This window comes from Pseudomonas fluorescens (assembly GCF_041354075.1).
GTDB lineage: Bacteria > Pseudomonadota > Gammaproteobacteria > Pseudomonadales > Pseudomonadaceae > Aquipseudomonas > Aquipseudomonas fluorescens_CE.
On record NZ_JARZGC010000009.1, the window covers coordinates 145,485 to 167,437 of the forward strand.

Annotated in this window: 17 protein-coding genes; 1 reads left to right on the forward strand and 16 read right to left on the reverse strand. The window is 62.0% G+C overall.

Features of this window, described 5'->3' with window-relative positions:
- Nucleotides 1–2 precede the first annotated feature (2 nt).
- From QIW53_RS14330 to glnE, 16 genes are all read right to left on the reverse strand, one after another.
- The gene (locus QIW53_RS14330) at nt 3–887 is read right to left on the reverse strand and encodes a glycosyltransferase (protein ID WP_371050258.1); all 885 of its coding nucleotides are present in this window, start codon (nt 885–887) and stop codon (nt 3–5) included.
- Nucleotides 884–2,038, reverse strand: coding sequence for a glycosyltransferase family 4 protein (locus QIW53_RS14335; protein ID WP_371050259.1), 1,155 nt, complete (start codon nt 2,036–2,038; stop codon nt 884–886). The genes QIW53_RS14330 and QIW53_RS14335 overlap by 4 nt, the downstream gene beginning before the upstream one ends.
- On the reverse strand, nt 2,035–2,919 hold the full coding sequence (locus tag QIW53_RS14340) for a DUF6625 family protein (protein ID WP_371050260.1): 885 nt from the start codon (nt 2,917–2,919) through the stop codon (nt 2,035–2,037). The genes QIW53_RS14335 and QIW53_RS14340 overlap by 4 nt, the downstream gene beginning before the upstream one ends.
- 53 nt (nt 2,920–2,972) lie before the next feature.
- Complete coding sequence (locus QIW53_RS14345) at nt 2,973–4,406, reverse strand: PIG-L deacetylase family protein (RefSeq protein ID WP_371050261.1); 1,434 nt, start codon at nt 4,404–4,406, stop codon at nt 2,973–2,975.
- An 8-nt stretch (nt 4,407–4,414) separates the two neighbouring features.
- Nucleotides 4,415–5,311: an antimicrobial resistance protein Mig-14 gene (locus tag QIW53_RS14350; protein WP_371050263.1), complete on the reverse strand. Its 897-nt coding sequence runs from the start codon at nt 5,309–5,311 to the stop codon at nt 4,415–4,417.
- Nucleotides 5,311–6,441, reverse strand: a complete 1,131-nt coding sequence (locus QIW53_RS14355; protein WP_371050264.1) for a glycosyltransferase — start codon at nt 6,439–6,441, stop codon at nt 5,311–5,313. The genes QIW53_RS14350 and QIW53_RS14355 overlap by 1 nt, the downstream gene beginning before the upstream one ends.
- The gene (locus QIW53_RS14360) at nt 6,425–8,182 is read right to left on the reverse strand and encodes a carbamoyltransferase family protein (RefSeq protein WP_371050265.1); all 1,758 of its coding nucleotides are present in this window, start codon (nt 8,180–8,182) and stop codon (nt 6,425–6,427) included. Before QIW53_RS14360 ends, QIW53_RS14355 begins: the two co-directional genes overlap by 17 nt.
- A 171-nt stretch (nt 8,183–8,353) precedes the next feature.
- Complete coding sequence (locus QIW53_RS14365) at nt 8,354–8,674, reverse strand: YceK/YidQ family lipoprotein (protein ID WP_371050349.1); 321 nt, start codon at nt 8,672–8,674, stop codon at nt 8,354–8,356.
- 163 nt (nt 8,675–8,837) lie between these two features.
- A complete protein-coding gene (locus tag QIW53_RS14370) occupies nt 8,838–10,289 on the reverse strand; it encodes a lipopolysaccharide kinase InaA family protein (RefSeq protein ID WP_371050266.1) in 1,452 nt (483 codons plus the stop codon).
- Nucleotides 10,289–11,041 carry a lipopolysaccharide kinase InaA family protein gene (locus QIW53_RS14375; protein ID WP_371050267.1) on the reverse strand — a complete coding sequence of 251 codons (753 nt, stop codon included), beginning with the start codon at nt 11,039–11,041 and terminating at the stop codon, nt 10,289–10,291. Before QIW53_RS14375 ends, QIW53_RS14370 begins: the two co-directional genes overlap by 1 nt.
- Complete coding sequence (locus QIW53_RS14380) at nt 11,038–11,772, reverse strand: lipopolysaccharide kinase InaA family protein (RefSeq protein WP_371050268.1); 735 nt, start codon at nt 11,770–11,772, stop codon at nt 11,038–11,040. The genes QIW53_RS14375 and QIW53_RS14380 overlap by 4 nt, the downstream gene beginning before the upstream one ends.
- Entirely contained in the window at nt 11,772–12,578 is an 807-nt protein-coding gene (rfaP, locus tag QIW53_RS14385; RefSeq protein WP_371050269.1) for a lipopolysaccharide core heptose(I) kinase RfaP, read from the reverse strand. Before rfaP ends, QIW53_RS14380 begins: the two co-directional genes overlap by 1 nt.
- A complete protein-coding gene (locus QIW53_RS14390; RefSeq protein ID WP_371050270.1) occupies nt 12,578–13,699 on the reverse strand; it encodes a glycosyltransferase family 4 protein in 1,122 nt (373 codons plus the stop codon). The genes rfaP and QIW53_RS14390 overlap by 1 nt, the downstream gene beginning before the upstream one ends.
- A complete protein-coding gene (gene waaC / locus QIW53_RS14395) occupies nt 13,699–14,760 on the reverse strand; it encodes a lipopolysaccharide heptosyltransferase I (protein ID WP_371050271.1) in 1,062 nt (353 codons plus the stop codon). Before waaC ends, QIW53_RS14390 begins: the two co-directional genes overlap by 1 nt.
- A 1-nt stretch (nt 14,761) precedes the next feature.
- Nucleotides 14,762–15,796 (reverse strand): lipopolysaccharide heptosyltransferase II, encoded by a 1,035-nt coding sequence (waaF, locus tag QIW53_RS14400; RefSeq protein ID WP_371050272.1) that lies wholly within the window; start codon nt 15,794–15,796, stop codon nt 14,762–14,764.
- 183 nt (nt 15,797–15,979) lie between these two features.
- Nucleotides 15,980–18,919: a bifunctional [glutamate--ammonia ligase]-adenylyl-L-tyrosine phosphorylase/[glutamate--ammonia-ligase] adenylyltransferase gene (gene glnE / locus QIW53_RS14405; RefSeq protein ID WP_371050273.1), complete on the reverse strand. Its 2,940-nt coding sequence runs from the start codon at nt 18,917–18,919 to the stop codon at nt 15,980–15,982.
- A gap of 384 nt (nt 18,920–19,303) precedes the next feature.
- Here glnE and aceE point away from each other — a divergent pair, with 384 nt between their 5' ends.
- The gene (gene aceE, locus QIW53_RS14410; RefSeq protein WP_371050274.1) at nt 19,304–21,949 is read left to right on the forward strand and encodes a pyruvate dehydrogenase (acetyl-transferring), homodimeric type; all 2,646 of its coding nucleotides are present in this window, start codon (nt 19,304–19,306) and stop codon (nt 21,947–21,949) included.
- Nucleotides 21,950–21,953 lie beyond the last annotated feature (4 nt).

Consider the following 21,953-nt stretch of genomic DNA (forward strand, 5'->3'; position numbering starts at 1 on the left):
GTTCAGTCTTTTTCCAACGGTGAAAAGTACAAGCGCCCCAACCCGCGCCAGGTCTTCTTGTTCCACGCCTTGAACGGAATCTGCGCCAGCAGCTCGCGCGCCAGTTGGCGGTCGCGATTGGCGGTTTTCAGGAACATCGAACTGAGAAACCGATAGCGCACGAACTCGTACATCGGATGATCGCTGAACAGGGCGTAGGTGCGCAGGATGTTATCGATCATGAAACGGTGGTTCTTGTAAGAGTTGGTGGCGTGCTTGCGGTAGCGCGCCATCAACACGTTCAAGCCATCGATGAAGTAACCGGCATGGGTCACTTTCAACTCGATGAGCAGATCCTCCAGGCGAATCGTCGGATCGAAGCCGCCCACCTTGTCCAGCGCCTCGCGACGGATCATCAGGGTCGGAGCCGGCGGGTAAGGCTTGCGCTCGAGGAACATGTCGTCGAAATCCAGACGGCGAAATGGCACATCGCGTCGCTGGCGCGACTCCGGGTACGGGATGCCGTCAGCGTCCATCAGCTCGATATTGCCGGCGCAGATGCCGACCTCCGGCTTGCCTTCCATGTGCGCCACCTGCACGGCAATGCGCTCGGGCAGCATGATGTCATCGGAACCGAAAGGTGCGATCAGGCTACCCTTCGAACGGGCGATGGCGCCGTTCAGGGTGTTGGTCAGCCCCTGATTCTGCTGGACGCGAAAATCGAAGCCATGCTGCGCCTGCAGGGCGGTGATCCGCTCGACACTGTCATCGCTGGAGCCATCGTCGACCACCAGCAATTCAATGTTCGGGTAGGTCTGGTTGAGGACACTGAGGATGCTCTCCTCGATGTAGCGACCGTGGTTATACGACGCGATGATGACCGTGACGAGGGGTTGGGCGTCGCTCATTGTTGCTCCTTGCGGGCCTGGCTCAGGCCAGAGTCGATCAGATCCAGGTATTCCTGGCGGAACACTTCGATGTCGTGTTGCGCCTGAAGATAACGATACGCCTCTTCACCCTTGGCCTTGAGGTCGTCATCCGACAGCCCGAGGTACTCGTCCAACGCCGCGACCAGGCTTGGCACGTCCTTGGGCGTGATCGCCAGACCGCCTGCGCCCTGAATCAGCGGCAACATCGCCGGAACATTCGAAGCGATCACCGGCAGGTGACCGCTCATGCCTTCCAGCAACGCCAGCCCGAGGCCTTCGGCCAGTGATGGCATGGTCCAGATGTCGAAGGCGCGTACGTACTGCAGGGCGTTCTCCTTGAACCCCAGCAAATGTGCGCGTCCGATCAGCCCCAGACGCTCGATGTCGGCCGCCAGGCGCGACTCTTCGCGACCCGCACCGATAATCGCCAATTGGGTGTTGGGGTACTTGTCCTTGAGGGTGGCGAACGCCTGCAACAGGTAGGTGTGCCCCTTGACCGGTACCAATCGACCCAGCGCGCCAACCAGGCGCACCGTCGGATCGATGCCAAGCAATTCCCGGGCGCGCTCGCGACTGTGCTGCAGGCTTTCGGCCTGCTCGATGTCGATCGCATTGGTAATGGCCCAGGTGTTCTGGTCGGTGAAACCGCAATCGCAGTCCAGCAGGTACTGCTTGACCGCCGGCGACACCCCGACGAAACGCCAGTGACGGTCGATCAGGCGTTGGGTCTGGCGCCGCCGGTAGAACCGGTCGTACTCGCCGAAACCGTGGGAAATGCCGATGCACAGCGGCACTTTCAACCAGCGATTGAGGGCCAGCATCATGTTCACGGGCTTGAAGCGGTTGCAGATCACCACGTCGAACTTTTCTTTGCGACAGAACTGATACAGCCGCCACATCGCCCGCAGACGCATGCCCTTGAGCGACTTGTCGGAGAACTCGAAATACACCGAGCGCGCAGCCCGGCTCACAGCCTCTCCCGGCCCGGGTTTGCCGCGCAGGAACGCTGCGGTCACTTCATAGCGATCACTGGGCAACGCCTTGACGATCTGCTCCGCCAGGTCGGCAAAGTCATGGGCCTTGACGTTGTAGTCAGGCTGCAACTGCAGCACTTTCGACAATCGGCTCATAACGCGCCCCGGTGAAAGCCCGTCGCATCGATGTTCCAGGCCGGCTCGGCAGCCAGGCGCTTGATCTCTGCGGGATCGGGTGACGGCATCTGCGACCACTCGTTGCGCTTCCAGCAGACAAAATGGAAATACGGAAACTGACGATCGCCATCGCGATCATTGCTGACCTTGCCATCGCGCCAGTACCACTGGTGCGGGAAGTTGTCCGTCCCGTCGTGCCACTTGATGCAGCCACCCGGCGTACTGAAGGCCTCCGTGAATTCGCTGCGTCGGCGCCACGGGTTGAACTTGCCCACCAGCTTGAACAAAGGGTCGGGGAAGTTCTTGCGCCAGAGGAAGATCCGGCTGAAGGCGCCCTCATCGAGTGCGTGGTGCTTCTGGTCGGTGAACCGTGCTTCCCAATCCTTGATCCGCCTGAACAACTGACGCTTGCGCTCGGTATTGCGGATCAGGCAAAGATGCCCCGCCACTCGCCGCTCATGGGTCGAGTACAGGTCATAAGAAGCCAGCCGATCCGCCGTGAAGTAACTGCGCAGATCGCCATACACCAGGTCGATATCGCCGAAGCCCCAGAAATCGTAGCCTTCCAGGCGATCGGCATGGATCAGCCCGAATGCTGGCCGGATATCGCACAGTTTGTAAGCCTGGGTCGGCGCAAAGTCGATGCCCAAACGCTCGGACACGATTCCACAGTAATCGCCGAACGTCATGCACTCGATGGTGACGTTGGGCGGCAGGTTTTCTGGAACCCCGCAGTCACTGAACATCAGCCAGTCGATGTCGGGATTGCGACGGCAACTCTCAAGGAAAAACGGCATCCAGAAAGGCCAACTGCCAAAATAAGGCATCAGGAACAAAATACGGGGACGTGGATTGATCACGGAAAGCTCACTGTAAATGCTGGGAACACCGCCTCGTCAGGCCATGTTGCGGTTCAGTTCTGCGGCCCGGAAGGCTCACCTGGCTTCAATAGCCAGAACAGCTCCTGGCGCCGGACCGCTTTGCGAAAGAACTCGTTCTCTCCATAGGTGGGCGGCACTCTACTGGCCAAGAGCCACTGCATCAACCGTCGCAGTCGACGCTTGAATGGCATGCGCGGTTGCAGGTCGTGCATCATGCCCAGCGCCATGGCTTTATCACGTTGAAGTGGCAAGGGTACCGGCAGGCAATAAGGGTGCATCGACACAGCTGAATCGAACGCTGGCGGCAAAGCGATGCCATGGCCGGTATCACCCATGGGCCAGCGGTCATTGTCGTGCAGGTGGTTGGCGTACCCGAGCAACGTGGTCGGCTGCCACTCCAGACCACGCAGCGCTTCGAGGACTGCTTGCTGCGCACACAGGTGGTCAGGATGCGGGTCGAGGGTCGGATGCGGCAACACGATGACTTCCGGACGGGCCCGCATCAGCAGCTCGCGCAAATCGGCCAACAGGTTGTTCCAGGTCGGTGCGCCATCGGCGTCGCCCGGCAGGGCAAAGGGATTCAACTGCCGGAACAGCCGGGTGTCGTCCATCTGCGCTTCACGGGACCCCACCGGTCGGGACGGCGCGGCCTGCATCGCGGCCAGTTGCAGGCAGAAATAGCCCAACTGCACGCAATGATCCTCGGGAACGCCGGCCCAGCGCGGCACGGCAATGCTGTCCCATGCCCGCAGCCGACCCTTCAGTCGTGCAGCTTCAGGCTCGCTCAGACCCATCTGCTGATAGTGCTGCGCTTCGATCTCGCCGGCGGTGAGTGTCACGATCCAGGCTTCGTCGGCCTGGCTGTACAAACCGTAGGCTGCCAGCTCGGCGTCGTCGGCATGGGGAGCGATCACCATCACCCGCTGACGACGGAAATCCGGCTGTTCGAACGCCCAGAGTATGGGCTCGCCAAACACCCGGCAAAAACGCCCGCGCAGTCGCAACTCACCGCGCGACAGCACCTGCGCCTGACCACTCAGATTGAGATAACGCAGGCCGTTGGCGCCACGCTCGAACGTCTGCCAGTCGGGATGCTCCCCTCCGGACAATTCGACTGCCGGGTCGAAAAAGCGGCCAAGCCAGGTGCTCTTGATCCGCAAGGCGAGTATCAGCGTGGCGTCATCCACCAGCATGACGCCGTCGTCCAGGCGCAGCCGCTCACCGTCCAGGTGGACCCTGGGCTGTGGGGTATAGGGCGGGAAGCTGTAGGCGTAATCGTCCTTGGGCGAATAAAACAGATGATCGGCGAACCAGGCTTCGTGGGCGATCCAGCCCAGCACCGCCAGCACCAAAGGCAACCACCAGGCCACCAGCACGCCGATGGCAACCAGCAGGACCAGGGCGATCAACAGGCCGATACGCTTGTTGCGTCTGTGACGCTTGAGCAGCTGTTGCTTACGACTCATGGGTGGGCTCATACGGTGTAGACCGGCACAGGATTACACCAGCGGTCCTTGTATTCACGGTCGGCGCGACCAAAGGAAAAGCGCAGCGGCTTGTCCAGCGCCCGTGCATGCTCCCAGGCGCTCTGGGTATTGAGAAAGCTCAACACGCTGCCGGGGCTGAATTCACGGGTTTGAGGGTCGACGCCACCATTGATGTACTCGACACTGATCCACTGCGGCGCTTCGACGCGATACACCAGTTGAATGGCAATCGGGGCATCATTGAGAAAGATCACCGAGCCGATCAGCAGATCGCGCAACAGCTCGATCACCTCGGCCATGCGCTCGGCCCCGGTGGCCGGGAAACCCCAACGGCGCTGAAACAGGTCGCAATAGATCGCAGCCAGCTCGGCACTGGAAAACTCGCTGACCGGCCGCACGACGCCCCCGGCCTCTTCCAGCAGGCGCAGTTCGCGGCGCTGGTTGTAGCGAAATTTTTTCGAGAGTTCTTCGGGCGTGCGGGCCATCGCCAGTTGTTCCGCCTGCAGTTTGATGCCGCTGAAACGGCCTTCATTCAATGCAGAAAGATACCGGGCGCGGTGGCGCAGGGGGGCTTGGCTATCAACCGCCGCGGGCAGGATGATTTCGGCATTGCCGAGGTCGAACAACCCCTTCTTGCCGTGGCGCTTGAGCACGTCCTTGGACAACGCAAGGTCCCTACCCCAGGTCGCAATCGCCGCCTGCACATCGCCATTCGGCGCCCAGGCCAGGTAACGCACCGGGATGCCGGCCAGGTGCGCGAGGCGCTCGACCACCAGGGGATGCGTGGCGACACTGCCGCCATGGCGTTGCCAGGCCTGGTCATAGGTCGAGGCGTCGATCACTGCCCAGCCACGTTCGCGCCATCCTTGAAATCGGTTGAGCATCAAGCCCTCGCCGCCAGTTCGGTGACGGTGGGCAAATGCCAGAAAGCATCGCGCACGGCGCGGTCGGAGAAACGCTCACGCAGACGCTCCAGCATCAGCTCGGCGCACTGGCGGCGCTGCTGGTCATCCATCGCGGCGAGGTGCTGCAGCCCTTGGGCCAGACGCTCGGTATCGCCCAGGGGAAACAGAATGCCGACCCCTTCGACCACTTCCTTCGCGCCTCCGCAGGCGGTCGCCAGCAGCGGCACGCCCGCCGCCATGGCTTCGAGCAATACCATGCCGAACGGTTCGTGATCGGAGGTCAGGGCAAACACGTCAAAGGCGCGAAAAAAACGGCGCGCCTCAGGCACCTGTCCGAGGAACAGCACGCGGTCGCCAATCCCCAACTCGCGGGCCATGGCCTTGAGGTCCTGCTCCAGCCGGCCGATCCCGAGAATCACCAACTGGCTGTTGGCCGGCAAACCCGGCAATGCCGCTGCAAAGCCATGCAACAACGTGGTCTGGTCCTTGTCCGGGTGCAGGCGGCCGACGTTGCCGATTACCCACGCATCCATCGACAGGCCCAGGGTTTCCCGAGCCTCGCGAACGGACGCGTGATCGTCCTGCAGGTTTTGAACGTCGACACGGTTGTAGAGCGTCTGGATCCGTGTCTGCGGCCATTTCGGCAGGCCACGACGGATGTCGTCGCGCACGGCGTCGGAAACCCCCAGCAGGCTCAGGCGCTTGCGGAACAGGTTGGCGAAGAATCGGCGACCGACACGGTCGTAATCACCAAAGGCGTGATGAACGCCAATCACCGGCAACGAGGTGCCCAGCAAGGCAATGTAGATCGGCTTGAACCGGTGAGCGATGCAAAAGCTGAAGTTGCGCGACGCGGCGATCTTGCGCAGATCACTGATGGCGCCCAGCTTCAGGCCACGAATGGCCCTGGAGCTGTATTCCATGAACAACACTTCGTCCGACGCGCAACTCGCGGCGACCCGTGCATCGGCAACCCCGGTCAGAAACACCGTGGTCACGCGATAACCGGTCCCCGCAAACAGGCTGGCGTACTGCCGGGCGCAGTCCAGGAACGGACCGTCATACCCATGGCAGAACTGCAGCACATGGCGTTCAGCCGAGCGTGTCATAGGCGTCCGCACCCTCTTTGACCACGAGAATGTCTTCCATGATCAGATACTGTAGGTCGGAACCAAAGAACATGTTCAGGGCATCCGTCGGCGAGCAGATCATCGGTTCGCCACGACGGTTGAGCGAGGTGTTCAGCGACACGCCGTTGCCGGTCAGGACTTCGAGCGCCTTCATCATGTCGTAGTAGCGCGGGTTGTATTCACGCTTGAGCACCTGGGCCCGGGAAGTGCCGTCTTCGTGGACGACTTCCGGCACGCGGGTCTTCCACTCTTCGGCCACTTCGAAGGTGAAGGTCATGAACGGCGCAGGGTGATCGACCTTGATCATCTGCGGCGCCACCGTGTCGAGCATCGACGGGCAGAACGGCCTCCAGCGCTCACGGAACTTGATCTGGTGGTTGATACGATCCGCCACGCCCGCCACGCTCGGGCAGCCGATGATGGAACGTCCACCCAAGGCACGCGGACCGAACTCCATGCGCCCCTGGAACCAGGCCACCGGGTTGCCGTCGACCATGATCTTGGCGATCTGCTCCGGCATGTTGTCGAGCTTGCGCCATTTCGGCTTGTCGGCATGACGGGCACAGGCGGCAATCACGTCTTCGTTGCTGTACGACGGGCCGAGGTAGACGTGTTCCATCTTCTCGACCGGCACGCCACGGGCGTGAGACACGTAGGCCGCTGCACCGACTGCGGTACCGGCGTCGCCAGAGGCAGGCTGGACGAACAGTTCCTTGACGTCATTGCGGGCAATGATTTTCTGGTTCAGCTTGACGTTCAACGCACAGCCGCCGGCGAAGGCCAGCTTGCCGGTTTCCTTGAGCACGTCGCCCAGGTAGTAGTCGATCATCTGCAGCGCGATCTTTTCGAACAGCGCCTGCATGCTCGCCGCGTAATGGATGTAAGGCTCGTCGGCAATGTCGCCTTCGCGCTTGGGCCCCAGCCACTCGATCAGCTTCGGCGAGAAGTAGAAACCCTTGCCCTTCTCTTTATAGCGGCGCAGGCCGATGACGTTGGCGTAGTCGGTGTTGATCACCAGCTCGCCATTTTCGAACGAGGCCAGGCGCGAGAAATCGTACTTGCTGGCGTCGCCGTACGGCGCCATGCCCATGACCTTGAACTCGCCGTCGAGCATCTCGAAACCGAGGAACTCGGTGATCGCGCCGTACAGGCCGCCGAGGGAGTCCGGATCGAAGAATTCCTTGATCTTGTGGATCTTGCCGTTTTCGCCGTAGCCGAAGAAGGTCGTGGCGTACTCGCCCTTTCCGTCGATCCCCAGGATCGCGGTCTTCTCCTTGAAGCCGGAGCAGTGATAGGCGCTGGAAGCGTGAGCCAGGTGGTGCTCGACCGGTTCGATCTTGATCTTCTTCGCGTCGAAGCCCAGTTGCTCCAGGCACCAGACGATCTTGTTGCGATAGCGCTTGTAACGCCGGTTGCCCATCAGGATCGCGTCAAGGGCGCGATCCGGGGCGTACCAGTAACGCTTGGCGTAGTGCCAGCGCGCCTTGCCGAACAGGCTGATCGGTGCGAACGGAATCGCCACCACATCAACGTCGGATGGCTTGATCCCGGCCTGTTCCAGGCAGAACTTCGCCGATTCATAGGGCATGCGGTTCTTTGCATGTTTATCGCGTACGAAGCGCTCTTCTTCAGCCGCCGCGACCAGCTTGCCGTCGATGTACAAGGCTGCGGAAGGATCATGGCTAAGGGCGCCGGACAGGCCCAGAATCGTCAATGCCACAGGGTCTAGCCTCTCAAGTCTGCGTGCAGGCGCAACGCGCCTCAAATGGATGTGCCCTCGCAAGGGGCGAGAGACAGCTAAAGGGCGGGATTATAGCGTAAAGATGGCAGGAATGACCCTCCGGGTTGTCAGTGGCGTATTGACGCCCTTCCAGGCCTGGATTGTCCGGCGTCATCGCGGGCTGGTCCGCCAGTAGATCGCCATGCTGCCATCAGTCGCCTGCCGGTAAATCGTGTAAGGCAGGACGAGCGTGTCGAAGACGCCCGAAAGGGCCAGGTCCGCCACGACGAACGAGGCGAGGTAGCCGCCCGGGCTGGGTGGCGCATTCAACACGCAGAAGTCATGGGCAAGACCGCTGTAGACGCGCGGGATGGACTGACAATAGGTCTTTTGCTTCCTGAGGCCGCGCACGGCATCTTCTTCATTCTGCAGCACCGTGAGGCTGGTCCCGCACCCCGACAGCACCACGCTCGCGCCCAGTACAACCGCCATTCTAGTGATCAAAGCTTGCCCTCCATGAACGTCAGGCAAGCTAGCATTGCGTCGATGGGCGGCACAGTTCATGAAGTCGGCAGATGGCGTAGGACTTTTCACCAACGACCCGCGATAGTGGCGGCTTCACCGACGCTATCGCGGGCCTGCTCGCGAAGCGGTTTCAGTGGACGCTGGAGATATCCCTGGGCAACCGCTGATCAATCACCTGATACAGCGCACTCTGCTCGGGCCAGTTGCGCATGAACCGCGCCCGGTCTCGCGCGTAGGCCGGGGCGAAGCTGCTAGCTGAGCCGTGCTGGCACATGGCATCGAGATCGATCAGCGCCCAGCGATCTTCCTGCCAGAACAGGTTGTGACCCTTGAAGTCGCCGTGGCTGATGCGCTCGCGAATCAGCTCGGCAAACAGGTGATCCAGCGCCACCAGTTCCGCCTCGGGGGCGTCGCCGCTTTCTACGTAGGGCGCGAAGCGTTCGATGATGTCCGGCCCCGGCAGGTGCTCGGTCACCAGGTAGGCCCGGCTGCGCAGCCAGAGGAAGCGCTTCTCCAGGACCGCCAGGGGTTTGGGCGTGGCAATGCCGAGGAACGCCAGGCGATTGCCTTCGCGCCAGGAGTGCCAGGCCCGGCTCGGGCGCCAGAAGCGTTTGAGCCAGTGAGCAAAATTCTTGATGTTGTAGCGTTTGATCACCAGCGTGCGGCCGGCCGCCTCGACTTTGCCGACACTGGCCGCACCGCCCGTCTTGTACAAGTGGCCCTGATCGAGCAGCGCATCGGCCTGCTCCAGCACCGGCAACATGGCCGACTCTTCCTCGCGGCGGATCGCGCGCAGCCAGAATGCCCCGCGCTGCACGCTGAACAAGGTGCACTCACGCCCGACCTTGATCAGGAAGTCCTTGAGCCGCCAACTGCGCACCTTGTCGATCTGCTTCTGCAAGGCCTCCATTGGCAAGGCATGTTCGCCGTTGCTCAGCAGGTAATACACCAGCAATTCTTCGGTGAAGGGCTCCAGCGACTTGGGCAACTGGGCGAAAAACACCCCGAGGTTTTCCAGGACTTTTTGTCGCGACAGCGGCTGGCCTGGGACTTCACTGCAGATCCCGGCCCCATCGATCAGGTACAACCGACCGCCTTGACGCAGCAGATTGTCCAGATGCAGGTCTTCCTGCCACAGCCCTTTGCGGTGCATCTGGCCGATGGCGCCCAGCGCTTCAGCCAACACCGCCGTCTGCTCGTCCGCCAGCACCGGCAGGTGCTCGACCTGCTGCCAGGCGTCCCCCAGACTGTGCGCGCCCTCGAGGAAATCGAACAGCAACCAGCCGCCCTCGCCATCCTTCAGGCCTTCGGCCAGCAACTGTGGCGTGGTCAGGCCCTGGGCGGCGAGCAGACGCACACCGTCGCGCTCACGCTGAAAATGCCGGGCCGCCTTGCTGCCTACCAACAACTTGGCCAGCACCGGGCGACCACGCCAGACCCCGGCACCGACGTAACGCTGGCCCGGCAACACCCGCAACAGGCTCAGCAGCTGCAATTCGGCCGGCCCGGCGGCATCCGCCAGCGTCAGGCTCAGCGGCAGGTGCGGCTGGCGACCGGCCGCTTTCAATTCAGACAAACGCATCAGCCCGCCCTCTTGTAGCTGCGCCGCGCAGTAAGGCGGGTCAGCCAGCTGTCGATCAGCGAGCTGTCCTGCGGCTGATCCAGGTAGGCGGCCAGCAACTCGCGCAATTGCGCTTCATTCCATTCCCGCGCCCGCCGCGTCAACGGTTCGAGGTCCTTGACCCGGTCACGCTGGCCGAACAGCAACGGCCGGGTTTTCTCCAGGTCGATCAGTTGGGCGCTGTACCCGTCGCCCGTGGCCTGGAGAAAAATGTGCTTGGGGTAGAAGCAGCCGTGAACCTGGCGTGCAGCGTGCAGCCGCCGAGCGAGCTGCCCGCAGGCCTTGAGGATGGCCGAGTGCTGCACCGGGCTCAGGTCGGACCAGCGCTGCAACAGCGAGTCCAGGTCATCCCAGCCGTCCAGCGCACGGGTCAGGAGCACGGCCCGAACATCGCCATCGACCTTGCGCTCACCGAAAAACGCGGCCTTCAGCGCCGGAATGCCGAGCTTTTCGTAACGGCTGATATTGCGAAATTCCCGGGCAAAGCTGGGTTCGCCAAACGGTGCGTGCAATGTGTGCATCTGATAATTGCTTTGGCGCTTGAGGTAAAAGCCGTGACCTTCGAGATCCAGGCGAAACACACTGCTCCAGCCACCGCGTGCGGTGTTGGGTTCATCCACCGCCTCAAGCTGCTTGGCCCACAGCGCATCGAAAGTGCCCAGACCATGACGCTCCAGGAGCGCACGGTCTTCAGCGGCCAGAAAATCAGTCATTCGCGTCCCTCGAAAAATCTCACCACGTGCCGGATGCGCTTTTTATCGGCCTCATTGAGTCGCGTGCGCTGGCGATACTGCAGATAGAAGCGCAGGCGCTGGGTGGCCGAAAGATGATACTTGGCAACCTTGTCCAGACACGCCAGGTCCTTGGAGATCCGGTATTTGAGCCAGAAGCCGCGCCAGAAATCCCCATTGGGGCAGTCGATGAGGAACAATCGATCTTGGTCATCCACCAGCAGGTTGCGCCACTTCAGGTCGTTATGGGTAAAGCGGTTGTCGTGCATGATCCGGGTGTAAGCGGCCAGCTGACGGCTGATGCGATCAACCCAGGCGCGATCCTTCAGTTTCGAATCCTTGCGTTCGGCCAAGGCATTCAGGTCTTCGGTGTGCGGCAGTTCCAGGGTGATCATCGCGCCGCGATCGTAGGCCGCACCGCGCCGCTCCAGCCCCCAGGCCACGACTTCTGCGGTAGGAATGCCCCACTTGGCGAAACGCTTGAGGTTTTGCCACTCCATTTTCACCCGAGGCTTGCCCAGGTAACGGCGCAGGCCCTTGCCAGCCCCCACGTAGCGCTTGACGTAATAGTTGACGCCGTTGCGCTGGACACGCACGACCTCGGACAACGGGTCCCGGGTCAACTGCTCGCCCTTGAGGGCGAAGACCGCTTCGAGACTGCCGAAATCCTCGGCCAGGTCGCGGTAAGCGGGTTCCAGGTTCCAGCCCGACATCAGAGCGCATCCCCGTATCGCTGTTTACGGTCGTAGAGTTTGTTCGCCTTGCCGTCGAGCCAGGCCAGCAGCGCCGCTTCTTCAGCCAGGATCCGGCGCAGCGGCTGCTGGAAATAGCCCTTGAGGAAACGCAATTTGTCGCGCCGGGTCAGGCCGATTTCCAGGGCGGAGAAGTACAGCGCCGCCAGATCCTTGTTGCGCCAGCGCCGGGTGATCACCGGACGGGTCTGGGCGCGGTGCAGGTCGATGACCGACAGTTTGAAGTCGTCAGCGGTCACCGGCTTGTCGGTGTGCAGCAGGAAGTGACAGATGTAGCAGTCGCGGTGGTTGACCCCGGCGCGATGCATCATACCGGTCATGCGCGCAACCTCGGCGATCAGCGCGCGCTTGAGCCTTGGCTGCGGCGGCTGCTTGATCCAGTCGATGCTGAAATCTTCAAGGCTGATGGTCGGCGCCAGCTCTTCGGTGACAATGAACGAGTGCTGATCCGCCGGATTACTGCCCCGCTCACCGTATGCCACGGCGGTCATGGTCGGTACGCCGACTTCCTGCAGGCGCTGGATGGCCCGCCACTCCTGGCCGGCGCCGAGCACCGGCAGCTTGGCCGTCAGCAGGTTCTTGAAGATCTCGCCCCAGCCGATGCCCCGGTGGATTTTCACGAAAAACCCGTTGCCGTCCACTTCGGTGCGCAATGTGCGTCGCGCTTCGAGCTCGCGGTACACCTCGCCCTGCAGCCCTTCGACCTCGGTGAACGGGTCACGTCCGGCCCACAGGCTCTTGAACGGTTCAGCCAGCATCAACTTCATTAAGCGTGCTCCGCCAGAATCACATCGGCCGCGTGTTGCGGCATGCTGTAGAGATCGGCTGTTTCAGCGAAGGCCAGACCGTTGCGGCGCCAGGCCGCTCGTGCATCTGCATCGTTCAACATGTCGGTCAGGTATTTCGTCAGTTGCGCCTGGTCGAAAGGGTCATCCAGCACCAGGCCGGCATCGGCCTCGGCGATGTAATGGGCATAACCACAGACCGCGCTGACCAGCACCGGCAAACCGGCCACCAGGGCTTCAAGCAGCACGGTGCCGGTGTTTTCGTTATAGGCCGGGTGGATCAGCAGGTCGGCGCCAAGCAGGAAACGCGGAATATCGCTGCGCCCCTTGAGGAACGTCACGTTATCGCCCAACCCAAGCGTGGCACTCTGCATCTGGAACAATTTGGGGTCATCCTGGCCAATTACAAACAGCCGCGTGCGCCTCTTAAGATCAGCGGGCAGCGCAGCCAGCGCCTTGAGGCTGCGATCCACGCCCTTGGTCTTGAAACCGGAACCGATCTGCACCAGCAGCAGGTCATCGTCCTTGAGGTTGAACTCGCGACGAAAATCGGCACGGATCTCGGCGGCGTTCGGCGGGGCGCGGCGGTCCTGGGAGATCCCCGGCGGCAGCAGATGAAACCGTTCCGGCGGCGTGTCGTAATGCTTGATGAACAGCGGTTGCTGGACCTCGGAAATCATCAGCACTTCGGTTTTGGCATCCTTGGCGAACACCGCACGCTCGTATTCGGCGAAGTGCCGGTAGCGACCCCAGCGCCGGTACAGCGAGTTGCGCAGGTTCTGCGCCTTGTCCTCGAAGCAGCCGTCGGCGGCGTAGTAGACGTCCAGGCCGGGCATCTTGTTGAAGCCGATCAGACGGTCCACCGGACGCCGGGCCAGATCGGCCTCCATCCACTCACTGAGTTTTTCGTTGCGCCGATGGTTGAAGAACGCCTTGACCGGCGCCACCAACACTTCGAAGCCCGGGGGAATATCGCCTTCCCAGATCAGCGTATAGACACGGATCTGGTGACCCCGCTGCTGACACTCCAGGGCGATGCGCATGAAGTCGCGCTGCAGGCCGCCGAAAGGAAAGTACTTGTACAGGACAAATGCCAATTGCATCAGCGCAGCTCCTCGGCCAGTAACAACGTGCTCAACTGGGTCACGACACGCTCGGGGTTGAGCCGCGTGAAGCACAACGGCCACTCGCGCTTGAGGTCGAACCGGCGGGCATCTTCCGCCGTCGGCTGGTAGGTGCATTTCTTTTGCAGGCACGGCGCGCAGGGAAAATCGCTGGCAATGTGGATCTGCACCTTGCCGTAGGCGCCGGTCAGACCCGGGTTGGTTGGGCCGAACAGCGAGAGCGTCGGCACGTCGAGCGCGGCGGCGAGGTGGCCGAGGCCGGTGTCCACCGCCACACAGGCTTGCGCGCCGGCCAGCACCTTGCCGACCCCGGCCAGGTTCAGCTTGGGCAGCACTTCGACGTGGCGCATGTCCCGCGCGATGCGCTCGGCCCGGGCTTTCTCCGCCGGGTTGCCCCACGCCAGCTTCACCCCGACACCGAGGTAGCCGACGCGCTCGGCCAGCTCACGCCAATAGGCTTCCGGCCAATGCTTGGTATCCCAGGTGGTGCCGTGCAGGAACAGCACGTACGGATTCTTGCGCGGCAACTCCACCAGGCGTTCGACATTCAGGCCGTAGTCCCCCAGGCCTTTGGGCAAGTCATAGCCCAGCGCAATGGCGAACAACTGACGCACGCGCTCAACCGCGTGCTGGCCACGGGCAACCGCCAGGCGTCGGTCGTAGAACCGCGCCGCGATCGGTTCCCGTGCCGAATTTTTATCCAGGCCGGCCACGGGCGCCTTGACGTAGCGGGTCAGCCAGGCGCTTTTCAGCAGGCCCTGTGCGTCGATCACCAGGTCGTACTTCGTGGCGCGAACGCTGTGCTTGAAGCGCTTCCACTCGCCACTCTTGAAGGTCTGCCAGAGATTCTTGCGCCAGCGGCGGATCGCCACGGGAATGACTTTATCCACAGCGGGATGCCAGGTCGGGATCTCGGCGAAACCCTCTTCCACCACCCAGTCGAACCTGATGCCCGGAATGGCCCGGGCCGCGTCGGTCAGCGCCGGCAACGCATGGATCACGTCGCCCAGCGAAGAAGTCTTGATCAACAGAACCCGCAAACTAGTGGACCTCGACCGCAGAGCCCTGCAACCGCTGCAAGGCTTCGTTGACCGCTTGCGGCATCAGTTGGCGCAGGCAGTTGTAATGACCGAAACGGCACGTGCGATCAAAGCACGGGCTGCATTCGATGCCCAGGCGCACGATCTCGACCTGCTCGGCCAGCGGCGGAGTGAAACCCGGCGACGTCGAACCGTAGACCGCCACCAGTGGCCGGTTCAGCGCGGCCGCAACGTGCATCAGGCCGGAGTCGTTGGACACTACCGAGTCCGCGCAGGACAGCAGATCGATTGCCTCGGCCAGGGACGTCCCGCCGCTGAGGTTCACCGACTCCTCGCGCAAGCCGGGAATCAGCCGGGCGCGGATGTCTTCGCCTACCGAATGATCGTTTTTCGAACCAAACAGCCAGACTTGCCAGCCTTCGCGAATCTTCGTTTCGGCCACCTTGGCGTAATGCTCGGACGGCCAACGCTTGGACTCGCCAAACTCGGCGCCGGGGCACAGCGCCAACACCGGGCGGTCGAGGCTCAGGCCGAACTTGGCCAGCGCCGCTTCGCGGGTGACCGGATCGATCTGCAAGGTCGGTCGCGGATACGGTTTGGGCAATTCAAGGCCGGGCTCGTAGGCCAGGGCCATGAAGCGCTCGATCATCAGCGGGTAACGGTCCTTGTCCAGGGTGCGCACGTCATTGAGCAGGCCGTAGCGGAACTCGCCGCGCCAGCCGGTGCGCTTGGGAATGCCGGCAAAAAACGGCACCAGGGCCGATTTCAGGGAGTTGGGCAGCAGGATCGCCTGGTCGTACTGACCGGACAGGGACTTGCCGATGCGCCGGCGGGTCGCCAGCTCCAGGACACCGTGGCCGAGCGGGAAGCTCAAGGCCTGGCGGACTTCGGGCATGCGCTCGAGAATCGGCCGGCTCCACTCGGGTGCCAGGACGTCGATCTCGCATTGCGGGTGACGCTGCTTGAGGCACTGAAACAGTGTCTGCGCCATCACCATGTCACCGACCCAACTGGGTCCAACGATCAGAATTTTCATGTGGCTTCCAAAAACGAACCGGGGAGGCCTACGCCTCCCCGCCTCGAGAATTCTACAAAACACTGCATGGCAACTGTAGGAGCGAGCTTGCTCGCGATGAAGCCGCCGGATTCGACACTCATGGCGCCTGACACTCCGCTATCGCGAGCAAGCTCGCTCCTACAGTGGCTTGGGGCAAGCCCTTCAGCTTAGCCCCAGTTCACGCCAGATCCGCATCACCTGGCGCCGTTCGTCCTCGAACTGGTTACCGGGTATCACCCCCGGATCCTTCTGCAAGGCCTGCCGGTGCGCGGCGGAGCGGTAGGCTTTATAGGCCTCGCGCAGCAGGCTGGCATCTTCGACGGGCATCAGCCCTTCGTGTTCCAGCTCTTCCAGAATGCGGATATTGTCCGTCCAGCGCAGCAATGGCGGGTGGGTCTCGGACCACGCCAGGGCGGCGTATTGCACCATAAATTCAATATCGACGATACCTCCGGCGTCCTGCTTGAGATCGAACGGCGCCGTGGCCTCGAAGGCATTCGCCGCAGTACCGGCCGCGGTGCTCTTGCTGCCAAGGTTGTCGCGCATCTTGGCGCGCATCTCGCTGACCTCCTGGCGCAGGGTCGCAAGGTCCCGCGCCTTGCCCAGGATAGCCGCCCTGACCTGCTCGAACGCCTGGCCGACGTTCTGGCTGCCCACCAGCACCCGCGCCCGCACCAGGGCCTGATGCTCCCAGGTCCAGGCTTCATTTTCCTGATAGCGGGCAAACGCCCCCAGCGAACTGACCAGCAACCCCGACGCTCCGGAGGGCCGCAGGCGCATGTCCACTTCATACAACTGGCCGGAGTTGGTCTGGGCCGTGAGCAAATGAATGATCCGCTGCCCCAGCCGGGTGAAGAACTGCGCGCCATCGATGGATTTCGGGCCGTCAGTCTCGGCCTGCGGATCGCCGTCGTGAATGAACACCAGGTCCAGGTCGGAACCATGCCCCAATTCCAGGCCGCCGACTTTCCCGTAACCGACAATGATGAAGCCCGGGTCGCACAGGGTTCCGTCGTTGCGTAACGGTGTGCCGTACTTGGCCACCGTCTGGCGCCAGGCCAGGGCCAGCACTTGTTCGAGAATCGCTTCGGCCAGCCAGGTCAGGTAATCGCTGACCTTCATCAACGGCAGGTGGCCGGCGATTTCCGACGCGGCCACGCGCAAGCGGTGAGCCAGCTTGAAATGGCGCAAGGCCTCCATCTGCTGCTCGAGGTCGTCCTCGGGGATCCGCGTCAGGCGCTCGCGCAGTTCGGCGGCGAGCTCCGGCGCCAACGGCGGCTTGAACAGTCGCCCTTCGTTGAGCAACTCATCCAGCAACAATGGAAAACGCGTGATCTGCTCGGCGATCCAAGGGCTCGCCGCACACAGGGTCAGCAGACGTCGCAGTGCGCCGGGGTTTTCGGTCAGCAGCACCAGATACGCGGAACGCCGAGCCACGGCCTCCACCAGTGGCAGCACCCGTTCGAGCACCAGGTCGGGATTGCTGTGCTCCACCGCCTGCGCCAGCAGTCGCGGAATGAAGGCGTCCAGGCGCTCACGCCCCAGACGCTGCATGGCCCTCAATTGCGGGCTGCTGCGCAGACCGGCCAACGCCTTCAGAGCCTTGCCGGCGTCGCTGAAACCACCCTCCTGCAACTGGCGGCAGGCGGCTTCTTCATCCTGCGCTTCCTCCCACAACGGCAGCCATTCACCGCCGACCACCACTTCGCTTTCGGCGCCGGCTTCTTCATCGGGATCGGCAATCACCTGGGCGAAGTGCCAGGCGACGCGGCCGCGCCAGTGCATCAGCCGCTCATGAAACGCCGCCCAGTCATCGAACCCCAGCATGAAGGCAATACGCGCCTGATCCTGCGAACCGTCCGGCAGCATCTGGGTCTGACGGTCGGCAATCGCCTGGATCGCATGCTCGGTATAACGCAGGAATTCGTAACCTTCACGCAGCTCGCTGACCACTGCCGGCGGCAGGTAACCCTGCCCCTCCAGCGTACCCAGCACCTTTAATAGAGGGCGTTGCTGCAGGCTCAGGTCGCGACCGCCGTGGATCAACTGAAACGCCTGGGCGATGAACTCCACTTCACGGATACCGCCGGAGCCGAGCTTGATGTTGTCGGCCATGCCCTTGCGCCGCACTTCCTGCTGGATCAGCTGCTTCATGGTGCGCAGCGCTTCGATGGCGGAAAAGTCCAGATAACGCCGGTACACGAACGGACGCAGCATTTCCTGCAATTGCGCGCCGCTCACCTGATCACCCGCCACCACCCGCGATTTGATCATCGCGTAGCGTTCCCAGTCGCGGCCCTGATCCTGGTAATACTGCTCCAGCGCATTGAAGCTGAGCACCAGAGCGCCCGACGAACCGTAAGGCCGCAGGCGCATGTCGACCCGGAACACAAAACCGTCGACGGTCATCGGGTCCAGCGCCTTGATCAGGCGCTGGCCAAGGCGGATGAAAAATTCCTGATTGTCCAGTGAGCGCTTCACCCCGACGGTTTCGCCGCCCTCGGGGTAGGCGAAGATCAGGTCGATGTCCGATGACAGGTTCAACTCGACCGCGCCCAGCTTGCCCATGCCGAGAATGACCATTTGCTGCGGCTCGCCACTGCGCCGGCCGGTGGGCACGCCGAATTGCTCGCAGTGCCGCGCGTACAGCCATTGGTACGCCTGATCGATACAGGCATCGGCCATGTCCGAGAGGTCGCGGCAGGTCTGGACCAGGTCAGCCTGGCGGGTCAGGTCGCGCCAGATGATCCGCACCTGATGCCGGGTTCGCTGGCGCCGCAGGGCGCGACCGAGCTCGTCTTCGGTTTGCGCGGCATTGACCGCCGCCGCGATCTGGGCACACAACTCGCCGGGGGCATAGGGGCGGTCCAGCTCACCGCACTGCTCCAGCGCCAGCAACATCAAAGGGTCACGAATGCTCTGTTCAATGACGAAGTCACTGGCGGCGGTGACGCGGGCAAATTGTGCCCAGCGTTCCGCTGCCCAGCCAGTGAGGTCATGATCATCGCCGAGCGCCTCGACCGCCGCACGGAACGACTGCTCGCCACGGGTGACAAACGGCAGGAGAATGCCGGGAAGTTCGGCAAGCGAAGGCAGGCTCATGGTCTATCCTTGATCGGCGTGTGGAAGGCTGCATGTAGTGATTTTTCAGTTCGCACTACCTGATCGACTGTCGAACAAAGGTTAGAAATAGCTGAAAATTCTTTATTTTTGGCAGTCAGCATCAAGCTTTCACCTTTTTTGGTTGGCAAAAGACCAACCTTAACGATTATTCTCACAACGCAGCCGGAGGCCACAAGCCGCTCACCTGTAGTTTTACTACTCGTATATACATTCGGATAGCTGAAATGCCGGATGATTTGTAGTAAAACTACACGCCGCCGGAACCTACCTCTCGGCAATCCAAGAATTCATAACGTCTGCCCACAAGGCCAGTCGCTCACTCAGGCAACCGATTCTGGTAGCCTTTCCGCCCTGGAGCAAGCCATGCAAGACCTCGATCCCGTCGAAACCCAGGAATGGCTGGACGCCCTGGAATCGGTTCTCGACAAAGAAGGCGAAGACCGTGCTCACTATCTGATGACCCGTATGGGCGAACTCGCAACCCGCAGCGGTTCGCAATTGCCTTACGCCATCACCACGCCATACCGCAACACCATCCCCGTTACCCACGAAGCACGCATGCCTGGCGACCTGTTCATGGAACGCCGCATTCGCTCGCTGGTACGCTGGAACGCGATGGCCATGGTGATGCGTACGAACCTGAAAGATTCTGACCTGGGCGGTCACATCTCCAGCTTCGCCTCCAGCGCCACCCTGTACGACATCGGCTTCAACTATTTCTTCCAGGCCCCGACCGACGAACACGGCGGCGACCTGATCTACTTCCAGGGCCACACCTCGCCAGGCGTCTACGCCCGTGCATTCATGGAAGGCCGCATCAGCGAAGAGCAGATGAACAACTTCCGCCAGGAAGTGGACGGTCAGGGCCTGTCGTCCTACCCACACCCTTGGCTGATGCCTGATTTCTGGCAGTTCCCGACCGTATCCATGGGTCTGGGTCCGATCCAGGCGATCTACCAGGCGCGCTTCATGAAGTACCTGGAAGCCCGTGGTTTCATCCCTGCCGGCAAGCAGAAGGTCTGGTGCTTCCTGGGCGACGGCGAGTGCGACGAGCCGGAATCCCTGGGCGCGATCTCGCTGGCTGGCCGCGAGAAGCTCGACAACCTGATCTTCGTCATCAACTGCAACCTGCAGCGCCTCGACGGCCCGGTTCGCGGCAACGGCAAGATCATCCAGGAACTCGAAGGCGTGTTCCGCGGTGCTCAGTGGAACGTATCCAAAGTCATCTGGGGCCGTTTCTGGGACCCACTGCTGGCCAAGGACGTCGACGGCATCCTGCAGCGCCGCATGGACGAAGTCATCGACGGCGAGTACCAGAACTACAAAGCCAAAGACGGCGCGTTCGTACGTGAACACTTCTTCAACACGCCTGAACTCAAGGCGATGGTTGCCGATCTGTCCGACGACGAGATCTGGAAGCTCAACCGTGGCGGCCACGACCCGTACAAGGTCTACGCGGCGTACCACCAGGCGGTCAACCACAAGGAACAGCCTACCGTCATCCTGGCCAAGACCATCAAGGGTTATGGCACCGGTGCCGGCGAAGCGAAAAACACCGCGCACAACACCAAGAAAGTCGATGTCGACAGCCTGAAGCTGTTCCGCGATCGCTTCGACATTCCGGTCAAGGACGAAGAGCTGGAAAACCTGCCGTTCTTCAAGCCCGAGCCAAACAGCGCCGAAGCCCGCTACCTGAGCGAGCGCCGTGCCGCACTGGGCGGTTTCGTGCCACAGCGCCGCGCGCAGAGCTTCAGCGTACCAACGCCGGACCTGGATACCCTCAAGGCCATCCTCGACGGCTCCGGCGACCGTGAAATCTCCACCACCATGGCCTTCGTGCGGATCCTCGCGCAACTGGTCAAGGACAAGGAAATCGGCCCGCGCATCGTCCCGATCATCCCGGACGAAGCCCGTACCTTCGGTATGGAAGGCATGTTCCGTCAGTTGGGCATCTACTCGTCCGTCGGCCAGCTCTACGAGCCAGTCGATAAAGACCAGGTGATGTTCTACAAGGAAGACAAGAAGGGCCAGATCCTCGAAGAAGGCATCAACGAAGCGGGCGCCATGAGCTCCTTCATCGCTGCCGGTACTTCGTACTCCAGCCACAACCAGCCGATGCTGCCGTTCTACATCTTCTACTCGATGTTCGGCTTCCAGCGTATCGGTGACCTGGCCTGGGCCGCTGGCGACAGCCGCACCCGTGGTTTCCTGATCGGCGGTACCGCCGGCCGCACCACCCTCAACGGTGAAGGCCTGCAGCACGAAGACGGCCACAGCCACCTGCTGGCTGCCACCATCCCGAACTGCCGCACCTATGATCCAACCTACGGCTACGAGCTGGCGGTGATCATCCAGGACGGCATGAAGAAGATGACCGAAGAGCAACAGGACGTCTTCTACTACATCACCGTGATGAACGAGTCCTACCAGCAGCCAGCCATGCCGGCCGGTGCCGAGGAAGGCATCAAGAAGGGCATGTACCTGCTTGAAGAAGACACCCGCGAAGCGGCGCACCACGTTCAACTGATGGGCTCCGGCACCATCCTGCGTGAAGTCCGTGAAGCGGCGAAGATCCTGCGCGAAGAGTTCAACGTCGGCGCCGACGTCTGGAGCGTGACCAGCTTCAACGAACTGCGCCGCGATGGCCTGGCCGTCGAGCGCACCAACCGTCTGCACCCGGGCCAGAAGCCTCAACTGAGCTACGTCGAAGAGTGCCTGAACGGCCGCAAGGGTCCGGTCATCGCCTCCACCGACTACATGAAACTGTTCGCCGAGCAGATTCGTCAGTGGGTGCCGTCCAAGGAATTCAAAGTCCTGGGCACCGACGGTTTCGGCCGCAGCGACAGCCGCAAGAAACTGCGTCATTTCTTCGAAGTCGACCGTCATTTCGTGGTGTTGGCAGCCCTTGAAGCTCTGGCTGACCGTGGTGATATCGAACCTAAAGTGGTGTCTGAAGCCATCACCAAGTTCGGGATCGACCCGGAAAAACGCAACCCACTGGACTGCTGAGGAG